Source organism: Paenibacillus sp. AN1007 (assembly GCF_040702995.1).
Lineage (GTDB): Bacteria > Bacillota > Bacilli > Paenibacillales > Paenibacillaceae > Paenibacillus.
Genome location: NZ_CP159992.1, coordinates 5,157,501 through 5,177,387, shown reverse-complemented (window position 1 = coordinate 5,177,387; position 19,887 = coordinate 5,157,501). Strand labels below are relative to the sequence as shown.

The following is a 19,887-nucleotide window of genomic DNA, read 5'->3' as shown; positions in this document are numbered from 1 at the left end:
TAAAACATAGTTTCCGTAAATTCCATGAAAATTCCTCTTTATTTCAAGCCGCCAATTCGGTATACTTCTAACATTGTCAGTGAGATTACACTTTTACATTTCAGGTTCGCAATTATACATTGAAACGAATCTTGGAGCCAAAATGAATTAAATATGCCGTTACTCGTATATGTGCAGGAATAGGCCTGCATGTCTCTACCCGATCACCGGAATGATTGGACTACGGGAAGGATGCTTCTGCGCCCTGAGCGGTCAAGGTCAGTATATTTGTACACTTTGACCTCGTCCCTTGGCGTTTGCAGTGTTCACACGGCTTGTCCATACAGGAACAAGTCCGTCTTTCCCGTCTCCGGTTGATGCCGCAGGTGTGAAAAGGCGGGCTTTTTGTTTTTTTACATGAGGTGTGGGGTAGTGATGCAAAACTAACTGTATATGCAGGTAAAGAGCTTTGGGAGGAAAAAAAGATGCAGCTGTTAAAAGACAAAGTAAGACAGGAAGGCATTGTCCTGTCCGAGCAGGTACTCAAAGTAGACTCGTTTTTGAACCACCAGATGGACCCCGTGTTGATGAAGGAAGTAGGCAAAGAGTTTATTCGCCGGTTTGAAGGTGAACAAATTACACGTGTATTAACGATTGAATCGTCCGGTATCGCGCCCGGCATTATGACTGCACTCGAACTGAATGTTCCGCTAATCTTCGCTCGGAAGCAGAAGTCGCTCACCCTGACCGAAGATATTCTGGTGGAAAAAGTCTATTCCTTCACCAAGCAGGAGACCAACGAGATTACGGTTGCCAAAAAGTTCATGAACCCCGGCGATCGTGTGCTGATCATCGACGATTTTCTGGCGAACGGTGAAGCGGCTTTTGGTCTGGCTCGCATTGTGGAGCAGGTTGGAGCAGAAGTAGTCGGTATTGGGATCGTGATTGAAAAAGCTTTCCAGCCGGGAGGGCGTCTGTTAAAAGAGGCTGGATACCGTGTGGAATCTCTGGTTCGTATCGGAGCGCTGTCCAATGGACAAGTAACCTTTGCAGATGAGGAGGGCACGAACTGATATGGCACGCGAACGTATTTTTCAGCGTCACCGGCATCCGGTCAAAACCTTTTCACTGGGCCTGCAGCACGTACTGGCGATGTATGCGGGAGCTGTTATTGTACCGCTGATCGTCAGTAAGGCACTCGGATTTACACAAGAGCAGCTGACTTATTTGATTGCAATCGACCTGCTTGCCTGCGGTGTGGCTACACTGCTCCAGGTTTGGGGCAATAAATATTTTGGCGTAGGACTGCCAGTTATGCTGGGCTGCGCATTTCAGGCGGTATCCCCAATGATTATGATCGGACAGAGCAGTGGAGTCTCTGCCATTTACGGTGCCATTATTGCATCGGGCTTGTTCGTGCTTGTTTTTTCTGGATTGTTCGGCAAACTGATCCGGCTCTTTCCGCCAGTGGTTACAGGTTCGGTGGTTACCATTATTGGTCTGACACTGATTCCGGTGGCATTCACCGATTTGGGCGGTGGCCAGGGACAGCCGGACTTTGGAAGCGGCGTTAACCTGATGCTCGGGTTCGGTGTTCTCATCTTCATCATTTTGATGACTCGTTTCACGACAGGATTTGTACGTTCCATTTCGGTATTAATTGGTCTGTTCGTTGGCACGGTGGCTGCCGGCTTGATGGGCGAAGTGGAATTTGCTCCTATTCTTGATGCAAGCTGGTTTCACATGGTACAGCCATTTTATTTCGGCAAGCCCACCTTTGAGATTGTTCCGATTCTGACAATGATTCTGGTTGCGATTGTCAGTGTGGCCGAATCCACGGGCGTATTTATGGCTCTGGGCAAATTGTTGGACAAGGATCTGACTTCCAAAGATTTGGCGCGTGGATATCGCGCAGAGGGTCTGGCAATTGTACTTGGCGGGATCTTCAACTCTTTTCCATATACAACCTATTCGCAAAATGTAGGACTTGTACAGATGACGCGTGTAAAGACACGTGACGTCATCGTTGTTGCTGGCGGTTTGCTGATCGTGATTGGCTTTGTACCGAAAATTGCCGCGCTGGCCCAGCTTGTACCCGGATCTGTCCTTGGCGGTGCGATGGTGGCTTTGTTCGGCATGGTTGTTTCCTCTGGTGTTCGGATCATTGCCAGTCAGGTGGACTTGAACCGTCACGAGAACCTGTTCATCATTGCTTGTTCCGTTGGTATGGGACTGGGTGTGACGGTTGTGCCTCAGTTGTTCGCGGGTGCGCCAGCCTGGGCTCAGATTATGTTGGGCAATGGCATTATTGCAGGAAGTTTTACAGCGATCTTTATGAATCTGTTATTTAATGGCCTTGGAAGTAAAGATACCGCGGCTCAGCTGGCTGCACCGCATGAAGATGAGATGATTGAGGAGAGCAGCAAGTCTGCGTAAGGCACATAAGGTTAGATAAGACAGATAGGAATAATGTAAGACCGAATGCTAATGGAAAATCAGTAGAGATAAGGTAGTTTGCTTTATCGTGAACACAGGTTTATTTTGTGGTTTGTGGGGAGTACCTGCGGTTCAAATGCACTATTATGTAAACTGATATCATGAATGATTCATGACATAACCCATGTTGACTCAGGATACGAACGATTTATGACCTTGATAATTTATGTTATAAAATATCAACGATGTTAAACATACAATAAATGGACTATTAAATTCAGTATCTCGTGTATTTAGTGTCAATTCAATTCTTAAAGTTAACATAATATACGCACAGGAAACACCGGAACAAAGGGTTCAGAAGAGGCCCGTTGTTTCGGTGTTTTTTCGAATGCCTGTGATGTTAGAGGTGCCTCATCTGTTTTTCGGCAAAATCACCGATCCAAGGCAGTTTGAACCATTTCCCCTGCAGACTGGCGATTACCGTCAGGAGCCATACAATTACACCCAGCAGGGATAACAGTGACGCCACAAGCGGACCGAACAGCGGAAGAAAGGTCGACAGCACATGCCCCACCATGATCAGTCCAAAGACCGTTACGGATTGAAGAGCATGAAATAATACAAATTTGCTTCGCTTCTCCACTGCCAGAAAGATAATGCCGCCTACAAATGTGAAAAGATAACACAACATGCCGGCTATATTTTCATCCAGACCACTGGACGATTTCATGGGGGACATCATGCCCAGCCTCCTTTGTCCTTTTTATAAGGCTATGTAGGAGCTGGACAGAACTGAACCGATGAATTCACTAAGTTTGAATCTGTCTGCGGGGACTGGTGATTTTTCCTTTCTTATCCTCGTCATCTTCCTTAGGCACGAGACGCTCATCTGTTTTTCCTTCATGATGATTATCGAAAGCAAACTCCGTCAGCTTCCATTCCGTCCTGCCAAGTACGGGATCGGCGGGGAAATGCTGACCCCGGTGAAGATGTTCTTCCTGCCCGGATTCATTGATATAAACACCGTCGACTTCTACCTTTTCATGCGAAAGGGGCAGCATATCCTGTTCTTTGCGATCCATAACAGGTCCTCCTTTTAATTCCAGATAGTTAACTGATTTGGTGGTCCAAGATAATATCCCCCGAATAGTTGGGAGTTATGCTGGATAGATTAATCCGTATAGAATAAACATTTTGTAAAATATGATTCGGAATTAAACTTTTTGGGCCGTAAAACCGTTATATATATTAGGAAAAATCGTCAAGTCGTAACGAGGTTCCGAATATGATACAATAAGATTATGATTCAACCTGAATCATATCGGGTATTTATAGTGTCAGGTACTTGCTATTCGGCGAGGTTCCCGACCTAAAGCTTGCTTTAAGCCGCGCACACAACTTCATGAATGGCATTTAAGACTTATTCGGCGTTCTCTAAACGGAGCATTCACTTTCAACGTTTTGGGAGGGAATTACAATGGCAACGAAAGGTCACAATGAGGTCAAAGAAAGTTTGAGGGAAATGACTCGGATTTTCCGTCCTAAGGATCCAAAAAAATTCGTGAAGGAGTATGTGAGAAAATACCGGATTACGGGTGGGTATGAGGAAGAATTGACTTCTGTCGTTGAGCATGAGCTTGTCAAGATGGATTCTTCCGTATCCTGAAACAACACCAACTTCTGATTATACTGTTCAAAATATGAATAGAACCGTCTCTCGGGCCTTGGCTCCGGAAGACGGTTTTTTTTGCGTTTGGGCAGAGGGGCCGCATCGGCTGTACTTTCTCGATACAGATGTCACTTTAGGGGGCTTTGTTGTAGGCCTGCTGCATATATATAGAAGTACACCTACAGCAGGAAGGATGAAGGCATGTGGACCCTATTTTAAAAACAAGAGAAGAGATTGGCTGCATGCGGGAAGCGGGACGAATATTACGAAGCTGCCATCAACATATCGAGAAGTACATGGTTCCAGGCACCACAACAGCGGAAATTAACGAACGTGTGGAGGTATTCCTTGCGAATCATGGGGCGACACCTGAGCAAAAAGGGTATAAGGGATATCCTTACGCCACATGTGCTTCAGTGAATGAAGTGGTCTGTCACGGATTTCCCGGCAATCAGGCACTGACAAGCGGAGATGTCGTTACAATCGATATGGTTGTAAACAAAGACGGATGGCTTGCTGATTCGGCCTGGACATATGCCGTAGACGAACCGAGCAGATCGATTCGCAGGCTTATGCAGCGTACAGAGAAAGCACTGTATAAAGCGATAGCTCAGGCTGTTCCGGGCAATACGCTTGGAGACATCGGTAATGCCATTGAGCGGACAGCCAGATTATACCGATACGGCATTGTGAAGCCGCTGATCGGTCACGGTATCGGGCAGTATATCCATGAGCCGCCGAATGTGCTGCCTTACGGGAAACGCAAAACAGGAATGATGCTTGCTGAAGGTATGGTCATAACCATCGAACCGATCTTCACGAAGGGCAGCTCCGGCGCTGTAGTCTGGGATGAGGACGGCTGGACCGTGCGAACGCTTGATGGAAGCTGGGGTGTGCAGTATGAACATACTATAGCGATTACTAAGGATGGACCTTTAATTCTGACAGATGGTACTTGAGAACAAGAAGATAATGAACCATACAAGAAAACAGAGAAGCGGTTGTTAAGACCCGGAGATGTAAACATCAAAATGGTAAAGACTGACGAGGGCTGCTCCATGCCAATCATGGCGGACAAACGCATGGGGCAGATTTAACCATTTCCAGTTTCAGTGGAAATGATTACCTTAACCTAAGTGTGTTCATTTTTGCATAATACCACATGTTTTGATTGTGATAAAAATCGCTAAGAATTTTTAGTTTATCACCGAAATTTGGCAAAATTTTTCAGATGAAGAGAGTAATACTTTTAAGTGAAATCGTTTGCAAAGCAAGCTGCAGAGCGGTTTTATACATAAAGTGAACAATTTGTGAACATGTGTCCAAAGATTGACAAAATCATACCCTCAACTTATATTTAATAAGTGATTAAAGCATATAGAATGAATTGGAAGAATGCGCAGACATGCCCTGGACAGGAAATGACGGGAGTACTGGAAGCGTTATTTTTGTAAGCATTCTATTTGATGAAGAGGATTATGTTTATCGTACCGAAACGTACAGTGCTGCCTTTGTACCGAACGACAACCGTAATCTACGAAAACGTAAAAAAGTGGGGTAGATCAATGATGAAACAGTGGCAGGTTGCAAAGCGAATCCTTCCCTTGCTGGCAGTGTTCTCTTTGCTGCTATCCGCATGCGGGCGGGAAGACTTGTCGGCAATGAAACCTCAAGGTCCTGTGGCGCAAGACCAATTAGATCTGATGAAGCTGTCTATTGCGATTATGATCGTGGTGCTCATCATTGTATTTGCGATTGCTGCCTATGTCCTTATCAGGTTTCGCAGACGAGCCGGGCAGACCGAAATGCCTGAGCAGGTTGAAGGGAACTTCAAACTGGAAGTAATATGGACAGCCATTCCACTTCTGCTGGTCATTATTTTGGCTGTGCCAACGGTGCAGACGATTTTTGCCCATGGTGAAGATCTGACGAACGACAAAAACGCAGTTAAGGTCCAGGTAACCTCACATCAGTATTGGTGGGAATTCACTTATCCTCAGTATGACATAACCACCGCTCAAGACCTCATCATCCCGACCGGAAAGAAAATTGCATTTGAATTGAAAACCGCTGACGTGCTTCATTCCTTCTGGGTGCCGTCACTTGCGGGTAAAATGGACACAAACCCGGATGGAACACTGAACAAATTCAGCTTCTCGGCTCCGAATGAAGGCGTTTACCGTGGTAAATGTGCCGAGTTATGCGGAAGATCACATGCCTTCATGGAATTTAAAGTTAAAGCTGTAAGTCAGGAGTCTTTCGATCGCTGGGTTAATGCCATGAAAGCACCGGCTGTTCTTCCTGAAGACACACAGCTTGCCGAGAAATTCAAAACAAACTGCCTTTCCTGCCACGCTGTTGGCGATCAAGGCGGACCGGCTGCACCGAACCTTACAGGCATTGGCGGCAAGGAAGCCGTTGCAGGTATTTTGCTGAATCAGCGTGAGGGTCAGGAAGAAGGCAAACCGGTGCTGGATAACATGAAAGAGTGGCTTCATGATCCACAGTCTGTGAAAGAGGGCAATACCATGCCAAGTCCGAAGAGTCTCGGACTCACGGATGAGGAGATCGACGGAATTGCCGAGTATTTGGCCAATTACAAATTGGACTACGAATAGAACAGCAAGGATGAAGAAGGGGGTACACAACCTTGGCTCATGCGCATAGCGTCAAGCGGTACAGGGGCTTGATGGACTGGATCACCACAGTCGATCACAAAAAAATTGCCGTTCTTTACTTAATTGCGGGCGGATTTTTCTTCGGCATTGGCGGAATTGAAGCCATTTTGATCCGGATTCAACTGATGAAGCCGATGAACACTTTTGTATCGGCACAAGTATTTAACGAATTGATTACGATGCACGGAACCACGATGATTTTCCTTGGCGTCATGCCGATTATTTTTGCCATTATGAATGCGGTCGTTCCTTTGCAGATCGGGGCACGTGACGTAGCGTTCCCTTTTGTTAATGCGTTAGGTTTTTGGACGTTTTTGTTTGGGGGTTTGCTGCTTAATCTGAGCTGGGTTATGGGAGGCGCGCCGGACGCAGGATGGACTGCGTATACACCGCTATCCAGTGCAGCGTACAGTGAATCGCATGGTGTGGACTTCTATACGATCGGTCTTCAGATCGCCGGTCTGGGTACACTCATTGGCGGCATTAACTTCCTGGCGACCATTATTACGATGCGTGCACCAGGCATGTCCTATATGCGGATGCCAATGTTTACATGGACCACGTTTATTACGTCCGCCATTATCCTGTTTGCTTTTCCTGCCATCACGGTAGGTCTGGTATTGTTGACGTTTGACCGGATTCTCGGTGCGAATTTCTTCGATGTTGCGAACGGTGGTAACCCCGTACTGTGGCAGCATATCTTCTGGATTTTCGGACACCCGGAAGTTTACATTTTGATTTTGCCGGCCTTTGGCATTATCTCGGAGGTTATTCCAACCTTCTCGCGTAAGCGGCTGTTTGGTTATAGTTCCATGGTGTTCGCTACGATTTTGATTGCCTTTCTGGGCTTCATGGTCTGGGCGCATCACATGTTCACTACAGGTCTCGGTAACGTGGCCAATGCGTTATTCTCGATCTCGACGATGCTGATTGCCGTACCGACAGGGATCAAAATCTTCAACTGGCTCTTTACGATGTGGGGTGGACAGATTCGCTTCACGGCGGCGAACCTCTTCGCTGTCGGATTTGTTCCAACCTTCGTTATGGGCGGAGTTACCGGCGTCATGCTGGCTTCTGCTCCGGCAGATTTCCAGTTCCATGACACATACTTTGTCGTAGCTCACTTCCATTATGTTATTGTGGGCGGGCTCGTACTCGGATTATTCGCAGGGCTTCATTACTGGTGGCCGAAGATGTTTGGCCGGATCCTGAGTGAAACGCTTGGAAAGTGGACGTTCTGGACATTCATGATCGGCTTCCAGCTGACCTTCTTCGTACAGCATTTCCTCGGTCTGATGGGGATGCAGCGCCGGATCGTTACATACTTGCCGAATCAGGATTTTGATCTGCTTAACCTGGTCAGCTCCATCGGCGCATTCCTGATGGGGGTTGGCGTAATCATCTTCTTGATCAACATCGTCATTACGACGAGGAAACCGGTCGATGCACCGAATGATCCTTGGGAAGACGGACGTACACTGGAGTGGACGATCCCATCACCACCACCAGAGTACAACTTCAAGCAAACGCCTCTGGTGCGCGGTATCGATGCGTATTGGAAAGAGAAGATGGCAGGCAACAAAGAGATGACCCCGGCGGAACCGGTAGGTTCGATTCATATGCCATCTGCTACACCGCTGCCGTTTGTCATGTCTGTAGGTATTTTTATCGCAGGACTTGGACTGATGTTCAGCAAAGACAAATTCGAATTGGAATTTATGAATATCATCTTCAATAATTATATTGTGGTTATTATCGGTCTTCTTATTACATTTGGTGCGATGGCACTGCGTTCATTATATGACGATCACGGCTGGCACATTGAACCGGAGGATCAGGACGAGAAGGGGGCGAGAACATGACAACCTCACATGCCGAGCCGGTAAACGGCAAACTGCCGCATGAACCGGAGAAGGCGACGCTCGAAGGGCGCAACAAGCTCATCGGCTTCTGGCTGTTCCTTGGCGGCGAGACAGTGCTGTTCGGTACGCTCTTCGCCACCTTCCTCGCACTCCGCGGGCAGACCAATGACGGACCTACAGCGAATGAATTGTTTCATCTGCCTCTTGTGGCAGCAGCAACGTTCATCCTCCTGGTCAGCAGCTTGACGAGTGTATTCGCCATTCAGGCGATGCACAAAGGGAACCGTAATGCACTTGCCTTGTGGCTGGGGATAACGGTTGTTCTGGGTCTGGGATTCCTTGGTCTGGAGATTTACGAGTTCTACGAATACGTGAAGCATAAAGAGTTCGGTATGACCACGAGTGCCTTCAGTTCGGCATTCTACACGCTGGTCGGGTTCCACGGAGCCCACGTTGCATTCGGTATTGTGTGGATCGGAATCATTATCGGGCAGCTGTTCAAAAAAGGATTAACGGTCGTAACCGCACCGAAAGTCTATGTCTCCGCCATGTATTGGCACTTCATTGACGTTGTGTGGGTGTTCATCTTTACGGTCGTGTACCTGCTCGGAAAGGTGGGATAACACATGTCCGCTCAGGATCAAAGTGATCAACAGCCTGTGAAGCACCGTCACCGGGCTGAAGGACCTCAGAAGCACGTTGTCGTATTTGTTTTCTCCATTATTCTTACATTGATTGCATTTGCGGCAGCTTCTGCCGGAGGGGTCAACACAACCTTCACAATCATTCTTATGGTCGTCATGGCCATTCTTCAGGTATTCGTTCAGCTGGGTTATTGGATGCACTTGAAGGACAAAGGTCACTTGATGCCGATTCTGTTTATGGCCTTTGGATTTTTCGTAGCTTTTACATGTATTATTATGGCCCTCTTCTGGGTGTGGTGGTAAGAGAGATGGCGGCGGCGAATGCTGCCGTCTTTTCCCCTTTTATACGAAGCCAATGTTCACTAAAACTGGTCACGGGGAGGTTTCCCGTATGCTCGGGTTGCAGTATTTTAGTTTTGAGGACTTGTGGAGCCCACTTGTTCTTGCTTTATTTTTGATTATCGCAGCGGCATATCTGGTGCTGGTAGGTCCATTCAGCGAGAAAGTGCAGAACGCTGAACCGGCGACAGCAGGACAGAAAGTGATGTTTTTTACAGGTCTGTTTGTTCTGTATCTGGCCCAAGCCGGTCCTTTTAATCTGCTGGGTCATGTGATGTTCAGCTTCCATATGGTAAGCATGGCGCTGTCCTACCTTATTGCCCCGCCATTGATGATGAAGGGGCTGCCCACTTGGGTGTGGCGCAGCATCGTGCGCTGGCTGCCGACCCGCCAGCTTTCATTTTTGGCACATCCGATTGTAGCGGCCGTGCTGTTCAACGGACTGTTTTCCTTGTATCATCTGCCGATTGTGCATGATTACGTGATGTTGAATTTTACCGTTCACCGGTTGTATTATATTGTGCTCTTTATCACGTCCATGCTGATGTGGTGGACATTGCTGAATCCTCTTCCTGAGGGCAGACAAGCATCGGGCTTGTCGAAGGTTGGATTCATTTTTCTGAACATGGTGCTGTTAACACCGGCATGCGGATTGATTATTTTCGCATCCGAACCGCTGTATCAGACCTACAGCAACCCGGCTGTATGGGCTGAAGCGATGAGGTACTGCGTCTCTGGCGATTCCTCGGCAATCCTGCGCTCGTTTGGAGGGCCGGAGTTCTTTAATTTTTTATCTTCAGCCAAGGAAGATCAGCAGGTAGGCGGAATTCTGATGAAGTTCATTCAGGAGGGGATCTTCGTTTCCATGCTGGCCTATGTATTTACTCAATGGTACCGGAAAGAGAGACAGGAAGAGGATGATGATTCCTATCCTAGCGGCGGCGGCAACGAGCCCGGACCGCTAAATCCGGCTGCCAAATCATGAGTGGATTGTAATGTGATGACAAAAGGGGGAACGCACGATGGATATGTATTTCTGGCTGCCTACGATCAGTACTTCTTTCATTGTGATTAGTGCGGTACTTGTGGCGATTGGCTGGGTTTTAATCATTCGGGGTAAACGTGAGGCACACCAGTCGGCTATGGTAGCGGGAGCAATCGCGGCTCTGATCTTTTTTGTAATCTACACGTCCCGCACGGTATTCGTAGGCAATACGGCTTGGGGCGGGGACCCGGATATGGAAATCTTTTATCGGATCTTTCTGATCTTTCATATTATTCTGGCTACTGTGGCAGCAGTATTTGGTATCTCGACACTCGTTCTTGGTTTTAAAAAGAAGTTTGGGACGCATCGCCGCTGGGGCAGATTTACCTCGATGATCTGGTTTGGCTCGGCAATGACGGGTGTGGTGGTATATGTTCTGTTATATATTTTGTATCCAGGAGGACATACTCGTCCGGTGTGGGAGGCTATTCTCGGCGCATAATTTATGAAAATACGAAAATGGACGAATCTGACAGATGATTGGTCCATACTTTCTCTCTTATTCATTCATAGAATGAGTTTGAGAGGAGGGAAAACAAAATGAAAAAAACAGTGAGCATCAGTCAGACGTATCCTCGTCTTACCGTGTACTCGGAGGAGAACTACAGAGGAAGAAGCCGTATTTACCGCGGAAATACTGGGCTTCGTAACCTGGACAATATTTTGGACGGGGTAGAGAGTCTCCGCTTCTTCTCAACGAGTTCCAATGCAACTCTTGTGCTGTTTACACGGCCTAACTTTCAAGGTGGATTCCGGGTTTATCGCGGAAACACCAATCTGAGAGATTTGGATGACTTGATTCGCGGTAATGACGTGGAATCGTTGATCTCCACCAACGAGCGTCTCACTTTGGCTGAAATTCGTGCCATCCGTAGAAACCGCAGGCTGCCAGCCGGCTACCGACTCGTGTAAAGATTTGGCCTCTTCTGCAATCAGGTGACCGGAACGGAAAAAGATAATGAAAAAGCGAAAGAGCTGCACCCTTCTGTGATTATTCACAGTATCGGGTACAGCTCTTTTCTTATGGGACTGGTGCTGTTAATCCCCACCGCCTCCACTATCTCCGCCACCACCACTATCCCCGCCGCTGTCACTGCTTCCGTGGTCACTGCCTGAATGATGATGTGACCCCGAAGAATCCATATCATGATGTCTGTGATCATGATCGTGGTGAAGTCGGTGGTCGTGATTGTGCCTGGAATGAGAATCTGTTGAGAAGTCAGAAGCCATCATGGAAGAAGAGGCAGCGGAATCTGATTGATGGTGGTTTTGCCTAGAGCGTCTTACATCTCTTTTGCGCTTCTCCCGATTCGGTTCACTTCGAATAATGAGCCAGATCATCGCAAGGATAAATATGAAAACCAATACGGGCTCAATAAGCCATCCCATAAGGACCGCTCCTTTCATCTGGAATTGCTGTGTTTATTTTATCGCAGAACAGAGGCGTTTCCTATCCCGAATTCCTGATTCAGGAAAAAAGGGGTTGACGGGACAAGTCCCAGGTCTGTATACTGTGTATATTGATATATACAGTAGACACAGTGAACTGGAACATAAGCACAGTACAGCACAATATGAAATAAACAGGATGAAAGACAGTGGAAAGGCAGGCATGAATATGGATGCATGGAAGCAAGCGTGGTGGTTGACCCGCAACGAGTTTAGAAAGGATAAGCTCCAGTGGTTGTGGTCTGCCATGTTCATGATTTATACCGGCAGTATGAGTGGGGTGCTGTTGATTGGGCAGCAGGAGAGCAGCGTGATTAATCCGGTGGTGGATGCATTCTTTCTAATCATGCTCCCGTTTCAGGGATTCCTCTTCAGCAGACGTTCCTTCCGCTACATACAGGAGGATTCCTACACACAGATGCTGGCCTACTATCGAAGGCTTCCCATCTCGAATGAAACGGTAATGTGGTCAAGATTGCAGCAAGCTCTAATTGCGTTTGCGTATAATGGATTATTTTTCTACGGATTATTATATGCTGTCAAACTGCACACGGTTGGCTTCACATGGGATCAATATTTGGCTTTCGCACTGAGCTGCACAGGATATGGACTTCTGATTACGGGATTATATATTTACGGAGAGTTTCTCTTCAGTGGTAAAAAATATTTGCTGCTCAGCTTTATGTTCTTACCGATAGCCGTTGTGATATCTGTTCTGATCCGCCTCTCGGGTAATTATGGATTCTGGTATGTTATTCATTACAGTAAATCATGGGGGTTAATCTCCCCGGTGTTGTGGGTTGCGGCAGCTGCAGGATTGGCAGTATTGTGGGGATTCAGCCGGTTAACGCTGAAGAAGCTTGCCTTGAGAGATCTGAGTTAGAAGGCATCTTAAAGTAAAATGATAAAAGAATAAAGGATGAAACCGGCACGTTCAGGCAAGTGAATGAAGTGTACCGGAGGGCGAGGTGCAAGATGTGAAGATACCCATTCAAATAAATGAGAATAGCGCTGAACCTTTGTATCACCAGATTGAGAATCAATTACGGTCGTTAATTATAACGGGTCAACTGGAGGAGGGGACACATTTGCCGTCCATTCGTGAATTTGCCGGGGCACTGAACTGCAGTGTAATTACGGTTAGGCGGGTCTATCAGGACCTGGAGAATGAAGGTCTGCTTCGTACGAAGCAGGGGACTGGTACATTTGTGGCTCAGGTTGAGGCAGGAGACCGGGAAAATTACAGGCTGAAGGCTGCGGAGGAAGCGATGCAGGTCGCGGTGCAGTCGGGTAAAGCTGTGGGATGTACAGAAGAGGAGATGGAGGCTCTGTTCCAGCAGGCCCTAAGAGCGAATTATTCAAAGTAAGGAGGCAGAAATATGGTGGAGCCCATAGCCATTCAGTTAAACGGTGTTTCCAAGATGCGTAGACGCAGAGTGATTGGCCCCATTGATCTAACTATTCCGGAAGGATATGTTGTAGCAATTCTGGGACACAACGGCTCTGGCAAAAGTACACTGCTTAATATGCTGCAGCAGATTGTACTGCCGGATAGCGGAGAGATCATATGGTTTGGACAGAAGCAGCATTCGGGAACACTTCCGATTGAGCTGAGGCAGCAGATTAGCTTTGTGGCAGACAACAGCGGTATTGAAGAGAACCGGATGACACCGCAGGAGGCAGCAGATTTTCGATCACATTGGTATCCCAAGTGGGACATGAAGCTGTTTAAGCAGCTTATCGCAGATATGGATGTGCCAAGTGATGTGAAGCTGACCAAGATGTCTAAGGGGGAGCGGCGGAAATTCGAAATCGCTGCAGCGCTGGCTGCTCGTCCCAAACTGCTGCTGCTGGATGAACCCTCGTCGGGACTTGATCCATTTGCTTGGAAGGTGATGGTTGAACAATTCCGGGATTATATGAAAAGTGGAGACACGACCATTCTGATTGCCACTCATATTGCGGATGAAGTGAAACGGCTGGCAGATTACATCGTATTGATGCACAAAGGGCAGGTTCTGGGCATGGCGGAGAAGGACCTTGTGCTTGAGCAGTGGAAAGAAATTTGGTATGAGGGGGACCTGCGACCTGAGAGTATTCCCGGTGTGGTGGAATCTTTTCAAGAAGAAAATGGCCTGATCCGTGTCATAACCACCCGGGTGAGTGAGGCACAGGAACGGTTGGAGTTATCCAATCATCGGGTGCTCCAAATTCGCAATTTGGAACTGGGAGAAGTGCTGGAATATTGGGTTGCCGGGTATGCACCCGTACAGTGGAGATAACCGAAGGGAGACGATTCTGAATGAACCGATTGGAATTAAAGCAAGTCGTCAAACAGTACGCAGACAAAACAGCTGTTAATGGAGTAACACTTAATGTAAAAGAGGGCGAGATTTACGGCCTGCTTGGTGCCAACGGTGCAGGTAAAACAACAACGATGCGTATGGTGCTGGGCCTGATTCACCCGGATGGCGGTAACATTTTGTACAACGGTAAGCCTTACAACACGGAGCTGCAGCAGATTATGGGCTACTTGCCCGAAGAACGCGGGTTGTATCCAAAGGTTAAAGTGAGTGAACAGATCAATTATCTGGCACGCCTTCGTGGAATGAGTGCCAAGGATGCGGATGAGAGTCTGAAGTACTGGCTGAAGCGGTTTGAAGTGCCGGAGTATTACGATAAAAAAATTGAGGAATTATCCAAAGGTAATCAGCAGAAGATGGGCTTTATTGCCGCAGTGGTACACAGACCCCAGATTCTTATTCTGGATGAAGCGTTTAGCGGACTTGATCCGGTTAACGTAGAGCTGCTCAAATCCACAGTTAAGGAATTGCGTGATGAAGGAACAGCTATCCTGTTCTCTACACACCGCATGGAACATGTTGAGGAGCTGTGCCGTCAGATCACGATACTTCATCGTTCTAATACGGTAGTGCAGGGTGAGATCAAGGAGATCAAGAGCCGTTATCCTCGTGAACAGGTATATCTGAGCACTATTGGTCAGGTAGAGGGGCTTGAGCAGCTTCCGGGTGTAAAACGAGTGGAGCAAAACGAGCGTGGATATCAGATCCATGTCAGTGAGGCTGAGGCAGCTCAGGAGATTCTGAAAACGGCGATGGCACAGACCACCGTGGAGCATTTTGAGATCAAGGAACCAACGCTTAACCAAATCTTTATTCGTGAGGTAGGTGAGTCGAATGAATAAAATGGGCACAATTACAGGTTTCACGTTCAAAAACAAAGTAAAAACGAAGTCATTTATGGTCACGACCATTGTACTTGCACTTTTAATTTCGATCGGACTCAATGTTCCATATTTCATTACTCTATTTAATGGTGGTACGGGTGGTGGAGCTTCGGGCAGTAACCCTGTCAACATCGGGCTTCTGACAACGGAGCAGCAGGATGTGGCACAGAAGCTGGAAGATTTCTCGGCAGCTCAGGGTAATGAGGCTTATCGGTTCATCATGAGTGGGGATAAGGATGAAGCTGCATTACAGGCAGATGCGAAGGCGGGTCTGATCGACGGTTATTTGAAACTTGAAACTGCTGCAGGACAGGAGTTTCCACAGCCTGTTTTATATTCTACAGACGACATTTCGCCTCAGGTCATAACATCTATTGAATCTGCTCTGCAAAGTGTAAAGCTGGATGTCGTTGTTAAGGATGTACTGACGCCTGAACAAAAGGCGTTGATTACAACCCCTGTAAAGCTGACCGCACAAAGCTTAAGCACCGATGATGGTGAGGCTGGAGCTGGTTCGGAAAAATCAATGAGCCCGATTAACTATATCGTCGTGTACTTGTTAATCATCCTGCTGTTCACATCCACGATGATGACAGGCAATATGATTGCTTCCGAGATCACGGCAGAGAAAAGCTCACGGATCATGGAAATCTTGATTACGAGTGTATCACCACTCAGTCAAATGTTTGGTAAAATTATCGGAATCTTTATGGTGGGCATGCTTCAGATCGGGATCTTCGGCGCTGTAATCGCCGGTAACATCATGCTGCCGCACAATCGGGCGGTACTGAGTGACTTCAATTTGAGTGTGAACGACATCAATATCGCAGTGATTGTATATGGACTGATTTTCTACATTTTAGGTTACTTCCTGTATGCGGTGCTGTTCGCAGCCGTCGGTTCCATGGTGAGCCGCACGGAAGAACTGGGGCAGGCGGTTCTGCCCATCACCATGCTGTCGCTGGTATCATTCTATATCGCACTCTTCAGCATCTCTGCACCGAATATTTTATTGCTCAAAGTCGCAAGCTTCATTCCGTTCACTTCGCCAACGGCTATCTTAGTGCGAATCGGCGCAGGAGCTGCACCAACCTGGGAGATTCTAACGTCTCTCGCCATTCTGGCTGTATCTATCCTGGTCTTCGGCTGGCTTGCAGCCAAGATTTATCGTACCGGTGTTCTGATGTATGGCAAACGCCCAACCTTCAAAGAGCTGTTCAAAGCGATGAAGGCGTACAAGATTTAAAACAATACACCTCAAAAAAATAATAATAAAAAAACATACTATGGGAGGTACTCAATATGATTAATCAATTAAATACAAATTCATATAAGTTAATGAGCGCAGGTATAGTAGTTTTGCTTTTAGCATCAGTCATAGGTGGAGAAGGATCTGGACTGAAGGACGCAGTTCAAGGAGCGATGACGGGAGCTGGAGCAGTTTTTACTGTAGTTGGGTTATGGATGGCCGGCAGCAAGAAATAAGTTAAGCAAGCAGTAAATGTCAACAAGAAGAACACTTACTGATTGAATGTGGATCAACTCGCAAATTCCTACTGTCAATCCCATGACAGATTAAGAAGATTGTTTATAAAACGCAGGCATAACAAAAGGCTCATGTTGGATAAAACCAACACGGGCCTTTTGTTATGTAAAAAATGAATATATAAATACTCGGCCTATAAAGGATGCGGCAGTCACTTTATACTGATGCTGGGGAAGAATTATGGTATCAGTGATATTGTTGACTGAGAGTATCAAAATCGGAGGAGTTGCAGAATGGAATGCGTTAATCATGAAGTAAATAAGTTAAATGTTACCGTTAGACTATGCAGTATGGAAGAGAAGTACATTATCAATAATATTTATCCTCTTTATCTGCATGATTTGTCTGAAGTGTGGGAACGCAAGACCAATCGTTATGGGGTGTTTGAAAATGATGATACCCGAACTTTGATTGAACAGAATCGCGTGTTTGATATTTGGTGGGAACACCCGAACATATTATTCCCTTATCTTATCACAGTGGATGATATACCTGCGGGGCTTGCTTTTGTAGCTACTTCCCCTTTCATACCATGTCCTCACTATATCGATTATTACATGAATGATTTCTTCCTATTACGTAATTATCGAGGAAAGGGTGTTGGAGAAGAAGCGGTGAGGCAGATTTTTGGAAAGATGCCAGGGCAATGGGAATTGCAGACAAATCCAACTGAACGAAACGAACATGCGAAACGTTTCTGGCGTAGAACACTTAACACATGTACCAACGGGAAATACTCCGAAGAATTCGGTCATCATCCTGAGGATGGAGAAAAGCTGGTCTTTCGCTTCAGTACGGTTTCTGAAAAAGTGAGTAATTAGAGAGGTTGTTCCTTATTCATATACATATTTGTGCTATATAATTAATTTTTAGAATCAACTTGAATTCTCTAAGGAAACTTAATTGTGCACAAATTGTTGCGATACGAAAATGTAGTGAAACTATACTTCTGTTAAGAGGAGGGATCAGATGGATTGGCTGATGAGGATGAATCGAGCATTGGATTACATTGAATTAAATCTAACTGGAAAGATCGAATTGAAGGAAGCTGCTAAATGTGCTTGTTGTTCTTCACATCAGTTCCAGAGAATGTTCTCATTCATTACAGATGTATCTCTTGCGGAATATATAAGGAGAAGAAGGCTTACTCTCGCTGCAATTGAATTGCAGCATAGTGATCTGAGAGTAGTTGATATTGCGATAAAGTATGGTTATGAATCTCCAGTTTCATTCGCAAGGGCTTTTCAATTACTACATGGTGTTAATCCGGCAATGGCCCGGGAAGAAGGGACCTCCCTCAAAGCCTTTCCTCGGCTTTCCTTCCTTATTTCAATTAAAGGGGAAAAGGCTATGAACTATCGTATTGAGACAAAAGAATCCTTTCAAGTATTCGGTATTGAAAAAGTATTTCAATTAAACGGAGCAGATACTCCAGCAGAGTTATGGAAGCAATGCCATGCTAACGGCGAGGTTGAAAAACTGGCGGACAATGCTGGAGACTTACCAACCTTTTTAAATCAGAACTATCATAAAATACATGCTGTTTGCAGCTACAAAAAAACAGATGAGGATCATTTTCCTTATATGCTGTCCGCATTCAAGGGGGATTCGAGTAAAACTGAGGGCTACACAAGGTTAACCATCCCAGCTCAAACATGGGCAATTTTTTCCTCTGATCCGTTCACATGGGACAAATTTGATGAAACAATTGATACATTATATAAACGGTTCTTCTCCGAATGGCTTCCTACTGCTGGATACGAACAGGTCGATGGGTTGGAATTTGAAATTACAGGAGCTAAAGACGGGTTTAATTTCGTTGAGCTGTGGTTTGCGGTAAGAAAAATACATGAGTTGTGATTGTTTCAGAAAGCATCCTCTTTGAATATACTATCATCTTGGACAAGTAAGATAAAAAACAGCGGACTTTTGAATGAATGCTGCATGCATACAATCTGACGCGCATGGTAAGTATAACCTTCAATAATGAAGTTCATCATCTGAACACAAGACTTCACAGGAAAGGAACATGCGACGTGCCTGATTGGTTAGAGGTTATTATACGAACGTTCTCTGCGGTAACCATGCTGTTTCTCATCACCAAAATTTTAGGCAAACGGCAGATCTCTGAACTATCCTTGTTTGAATATATAACGGGTATCACTTTGGGGAATCTGGTAGGATACATCTCTTTGGATACAGACACAAGCTGGTATTTGGGTTTTCTTGCTGTGTTGGTGTGGGTTTCGGTCTCCGCAGGAGCGGAGTATTTAACGATGAAAAGTAAAAAGTTCCGCGATGTTGTGGATGGGAAATCAACCATACTTGTTGAAAACGGAGCTGTGATTCAAAAAAATCTGAAGAAGGAACGGCTGACGATTGATGAGTTTCTGGAACAGCTTCGTAAAAAAGATGTTTTTCGGGTGGCTGATGTGGAATTTGCGGTAATGGAACAGAGTGGAGATATCAGTGTATTATTAAAAAAGGAATATCAACCGCTCACTGCAGACATGCTGGGGTATCGTCTTTCTTCGGAAAAGGAACCGCGAACGATCATTATGGATGGCCGCATTCTACCTGAAACGTTAAAGGCTGCTGGAGTGACTGAGGATTGGGTCAAAAAAGAACTGCGTAAACTAGGTCTGACATTAAGCCAAGTTTCAATCGGTCAGGTGGATAGTAAAGGAGAACTGACTGTGCAGACCGGGACGGAGGCCTTGCCCAAACCAGCCAAATCGAATCCGAATGATCAAATTAAAGAACTGGTCCAGCAATTGCAGGATGATTTAATAATGCGTAAGCAGCTGGCCGCTAATGACAAAGATCGTCTGAAATATCAAGAAGCGTTAGATCAATTTCAAACGGCAATGCATGCTTATCAAAAAACGAATCGTTCGTGAAAGGATACATAATATATTCTTTATCAGCCCTGGCAAAAGTCGGGGTTCTTTTTTATTAAATTTAATTCACGAATTTCTGGAACAATATCC

23 protein-coding genes and 1 riboswitch are annotated in these 19,887 nt (G+C 46.1%); of the genes, 20 read left to right on the top strand and 3 right to left on the bottom strand.

Going from position 1 to position 19,887, the window contains the following annotated elements:
- Window positions 1-143 precede the first annotated feature (143 nt).
- Window positions 144-243, top strand: a riboswitch (purine riboswitch).
- A 221-nt stretch (window positions 244-464) separates the two neighbouring features.
- Window positions 465-1,052 (top strand): xanthine phosphoribosyltransferase, encoded by a 588-nt coding sequence (locus ABXS70_RS23200; RefSeq protein ID WP_342554048.1) that lies wholly within the window; start codon window positions 465-467, stop codon window positions 1,050-1,052.
- A 1-nt stretch (window position 1,053) separates the two neighbouring features.
- Window positions 1,054-2,415 carry a nucleobase:cation symporter-2 family protein gene (locus ABXS70_RS23195; RefSeq protein ID WP_342554049.1) on the top strand — a complete coding sequence of 454 codons (1,362 nt, stop codon included), beginning with the start codon at window positions 1,054-1,056 and terminating at the stop codon, window positions 2,413-2,415.
- A 403-nt stretch (window positions 2,416-2,818) separates the two neighbouring features.
- On the opposite strand, the gene ABXS70_RS23190 is transcribed toward ABXS70_RS23195, so the two are convergent.
- Window positions 2,819-3,157: a hypothetical protein gene (locus tag ABXS70_RS23190; RefSeq protein WP_342554050.1), complete on the bottom strand. Its 339-nt coding sequence runs from the start codon at window positions 3,155-3,157 to the stop codon at window positions 2,819-2,821.
- A 70-nt stretch (window positions 3,158-3,227) separates the two neighbouring features.
- A complete protein-coding gene (locus ABXS70_RS23185; RefSeq protein WP_342554051.1) occupies window positions 3,228-3,500 on the bottom strand; it encodes a transposase in 273 nt (90 codons plus the stop codon).
- 395 nt (window positions 3,501-3,895) lie between these two features.
- On the opposite strand from ABXS70_RS23185, the gene ABXS70_RS23180 reads away from it, so the two are divergent.
- From ABXS70_RS23180 to ABXS70_RS23140, 9 genes are all read left to right on the top strand, one after another.
- Window positions 3,896-4,084 carry a hypothetical protein gene (locus ABXS70_RS23180; protein ID WP_017690840.1) on the top strand — a complete coding sequence of 63 codons (189 nt, stop codon included), beginning with the start codon at window positions 3,896-3,898 and terminating at the stop codon, window positions 4,082-4,084.
- A 206-nt stretch (window positions 4,085-4,290) separates the two neighbouring features.
- On the top strand, window positions 4,291-5,046 hold the full coding sequence (map, locus tag ABXS70_RS23175) for a type I methionyl aminopeptidase (RefSeq protein WP_366291174.1): 756 nt from the start codon (window positions 4,291-4,293) through the stop codon (window positions 5,044-5,046).
- Window positions 5,047-5,652: 606 nt separating this feature from the next.
- Entirely contained in the window at window positions 5,653-6,705 is a 1,053-nt protein-coding gene (coxB, locus tag ABXS70_RS23170) for a cytochrome c oxidase subunit II (protein WP_342556213.1), read from the top strand.
- Window positions 6,706-6,737: 32 nt separating this feature from the next.
- Window positions 6,738-8,627: a cytochrome c oxidase subunit I gene (gene ctaD / locus ABXS70_RS23165; RefSeq protein WP_342554053.1), complete on the top strand. Its 1,890-nt coding sequence runs from the start codon at window positions 6,738-6,740 to the stop codon at window positions 8,625-8,627.
- Window positions 8,624-9,250 carry a cytochrome (ubi)quinol oxidase subunit III gene (locus ABXS70_RS23160; RefSeq protein ID WP_366291170.1) on the top strand — a complete coding sequence of 209 codons (627 nt, stop codon included), beginning with the start codon at window positions 8,624-8,626 and terminating at the stop codon, window positions 9,248-9,250. The genes ctaD and ABXS70_RS23160 overlap by 4 nt, the downstream gene beginning before the upstream one ends.
- 3 nt (window positions 9,251-9,253) lie before the next feature.
- A complete protein-coding gene (locus ABXS70_RS23155) occupies window positions 9,254-9,574 on the top strand; it encodes a cytochrome C oxidase subunit IV family protein (protein WP_342554054.1) in 321 nt (106 codons plus the stop codon).
- A gap of 88 nt (window positions 9,575-9,662) precedes the next feature.
- Window positions 9,663-10,595: a cytochrome c oxidase assembly factor CtaG gene (ctaG, locus tag ABXS70_RS23150; protein WP_366291165.1), complete on the top strand. Its 933-nt coding sequence runs from the start codon at window positions 9,663-9,665 to the stop codon at window positions 10,593-10,595.
- 37 nt (window positions 10,596-10,632) lie between these two features.
- Entirely contained in the window at window positions 10,633-11,097 is a 465-nt protein-coding gene (locus ABXS70_RS23145) for a DUF420 domain-containing protein (protein ID WP_342554056.1), read from the top strand.
- A gap of 98 nt (window positions 11,098-11,195) precedes the next feature.
- Window positions 11,196-11,567 (top strand): hypothetical protein, encoded by a 372-nt coding sequence (locus ABXS70_RS23140; RefSeq protein ID WP_342554057.1) that lies wholly within the window; start codon window positions 11,196-11,198, stop codon window positions 11,565-11,567.
- 126 nt (window positions 11,568-11,693) lie between these two features.
- Here the strand turns inward: ABXS70_RS23140 and ABXS70_RS23135 are convergent, their stop codons facing one another.
- Window positions 11,694-12,044 carry a hypothetical protein gene (locus tag ABXS70_RS23135; protein ID WP_342554058.1) on the bottom strand — a complete coding sequence of 117 codons (351 nt, stop codon included), beginning with the start codon at window positions 12,042-12,044 and terminating at the stop codon, window positions 11,694-11,696.
- Window positions 12,045-12,273: 229 nt separating this feature from the next.
- On the opposite strand from ABXS70_RS23135, the gene ABXS70_RS23130 reads away from it, so the two are divergent.
- The 9 genes from ABXS70_RS23130 (at window position 12,274) to ABXS70_RS23090 (ending at window position 19,797) form a co-directional block, all read left to right on the top strand.
- Window positions 12,274-12,987: a hypothetical protein gene (locus ABXS70_RS23130; RefSeq protein WP_366291160.1), complete on the top strand. Its 714-nt coding sequence runs from the start codon at window positions 12,274-12,276 to the stop codon at window positions 12,985-12,987.
- A gap of 94 nt (window positions 12,988-13,081) precedes the next feature.
- Entirely contained in the window at window positions 13,082-13,471 is a 390-nt protein-coding gene (locus ABXS70_RS23125; RefSeq protein WP_366296749.1) for a GntR family transcriptional regulator, read from the top strand.
- Between the two features lie 12 nt (window positions 13,472-13,483).
- On the top strand, window positions 13,484-14,386 hold the full coding sequence (locus tag ABXS70_RS23120) for an ABC transporter ATP-binding protein (protein WP_366291157.1): 903 nt from the start codon (window positions 13,484-13,486) through the stop codon (window positions 14,384-14,386).
- Window positions 14,387-14,406: 20 nt separating this feature from the next.
- Entirely contained in the window at window positions 14,407-15,309 is a 903-nt protein-coding gene (locus tag ABXS70_RS23115; protein ID WP_342554062.1) for an ATP-binding cassette domain-containing protein, read from the top strand.
- Window positions 15,302-16,597 carry an ABC transporter permease gene (locus ABXS70_RS23110; RefSeq protein WP_366291154.1) on the top strand — a complete coding sequence of 432 codons (1,296 nt, stop codon included), beginning with the start codon at window positions 15,302-15,304 and terminating at the stop codon, window positions 16,595-16,597. The genes ABXS70_RS23115 and ABXS70_RS23110 overlap by 8 nt, the downstream gene beginning before the upstream one ends.
- Window positions 16,598-16,653: 56 nt before the next feature.
- Window positions 16,654-16,836 carry a hypothetical protein gene (locus ABXS70_RS23105; protein ID WP_342554064.1) on the top strand — a complete coding sequence of 61 codons (183 nt, stop codon included), beginning with the start codon at window positions 16,654-16,656 and terminating at the stop codon, window positions 16,834-16,836.
- Window positions 16,837-17,130: 294 nt separating this feature from the next.
- The gene (locus ABXS70_RS23100; RefSeq protein ID WP_366291150.1) at window positions 17,131-17,718 is read left to right on the top strand and encodes a GNAT family N-acetyltransferase; all 588 of its coding nucleotides are present in this window, start codon (window positions 17,131-17,133) and stop codon (window positions 17,716-17,718) included.
- 148 nt (window positions 17,719-17,866) lie between these two features.
- Window positions 17,867-18,757, top strand: a complete 891-nt coding sequence (locus ABXS70_RS23095; RefSeq protein WP_342554066.1) for an effector binding domain-containing protein — start codon at window positions 17,867-17,869, stop codon at window positions 18,755-18,757.
- A gap of 176 nt (window positions 18,758-18,933) precedes the next feature.
- Window positions 18,934-19,797, top strand: a complete 864-nt coding sequence (locus ABXS70_RS23090; RefSeq protein WP_342554067.1) for a DUF421 domain-containing protein — start codon at window positions 18,934-18,936, stop codon at window positions 19,795-19,797.
- The last annotated feature ends 90 nt before the right edge of the window (window positions 19,798-19,887 follow it).

Excerpts from the sequence above, each read along its gene's own strand:
- ABXS70_RS23145 (WP_342554056.1), top strand. The coding sequence starts at position 10,633 with ATGGATATGTATTTCTGGCTGCCTACGATCAGTACTTCTTTCATTGTG.
- ctaG (WP_366291165.1), top strand. The coding sequence starts at position 9,663 with ATGCTCGGGTTGCAGTATTTTAGTTTTGAGGACTTGTGGAGCCCACTT.
- ABXS70_RS23160 (WP_366291170.1), top strand. The coding sequence starts at position 8,624 with ATGACAACCTCACATGCCGAGCCGGTAAACGGCAAACTGCCGCATGAA.
- ABXS70_RS23155 (WP_342554054.1), top strand. The coding sequence starts at position 9,254 with ATGTCCGCTCAGGATCAAAGTGATCAACAGCCTGTGAAGCACCGTCAC.
- ABXS70_RS23110 (WP_366291154.1), top strand. The coding sequence starts at position 15,302 with ATGAATAAAATGGGCACAATTACAGGTTTCACGTTCAAAAACAAAGTA.
- ABXS70_RS23140 (WP_342554057.1), top strand. The coding sequence starts at position 11,196 with ATGAAAAAAACAGTGAGCATCAGTCAGACGTATCCTCGTCTTACCGTG.
- ABXS70_RS23200 (WP_342554048.1), top strand. The coding sequence starts at position 465 with ATGCAGCTGTTAAAAGACAAAGTAAGACAGGAAGGCATTGTCCTGTCC.
- ABXS70_RS23105 (WP_342554064.1), top strand. The coding sequence starts at position 16,654 with ATGATTAATCAATTAAATACAAATTCATATAAGTTAATGAGCGCAGGT.
- coxB (WP_342556213.1), top strand. The coding sequence starts at position 5,653 with ATGATGAAACAGTGGCAGGTTGCAAAGCGAATCCTTCCCTTGCTGGCA.
- ABXS70_RS23135 (WP_342554058.1), bottom strand. The coding sequence starts at position 12,044 with ATGGGATGGCTTATTGAGCCCGTATTGGTTTTCATATTTATCCTTGCG.
- ABXS70_RS23115 (WP_342554062.1), top strand. The coding sequence starts at position 14,407 with ATGAACCGATTGGAATTAAAGCAAGTCGTCAAACAGTACGCAGACAAA.
- ABXS70_RS23190 (WP_342554050.1), bottom strand. The coding sequence starts at position 3,157 with ATGTCCCCCATGAAATCGTCCAGTGGTCTGGATGAAAATATAGCCGGC.
- ABXS70_RS23095 (WP_342554066.1), top strand. The coding sequence starts at position 17,867 with ATGGATTGGCTGATGAGGATGAATCGAGCATTGGATTACATTGAATTA.
- ABXS70_RS23195 (WP_342554049.1), top strand. The coding sequence starts at position 1,054 with ATGGCACGCGAACGTATTTTTCAGCGTCACCGGCATCCGGTCAAAACC.
- ABXS70_RS23185 (WP_342554051.1), bottom strand. The coding sequence starts at position 3,500 with ATGGATCGCAAAGAACAGGATATGCTGCCCCTTTCGCATGAAAAGGTA.
- ABXS70_RS23180 (WP_017690840.1), top strand. The coding sequence starts at position 3,896 with ATGGCAACGAAAGGTCACAATGAGGTCAAAGAAAGTTTGAGGGAAATG.
- ABXS70_RS23130 (WP_366291160.1), top strand. The coding sequence starts at position 12,274 with ATGGATGCATGGAAGCAAGCGTGGTGGTTGACCCGCAACGAGTTTAGA.
- ABXS70_RS23120 (WP_366291157.1), top strand. The coding sequence starts at position 13,484 with ATGGTGGAGCCCATAGCCATTCAGTTAAACGGTGTTTCCAAGATGCGT.
- ABXS70_RS23100 (WP_366291150.1), top strand. The coding sequence starts at position 17,131 with ATGGAATGCGTTAATCATGAAGTAAATAAGTTAAATGTTACCGTTAGA.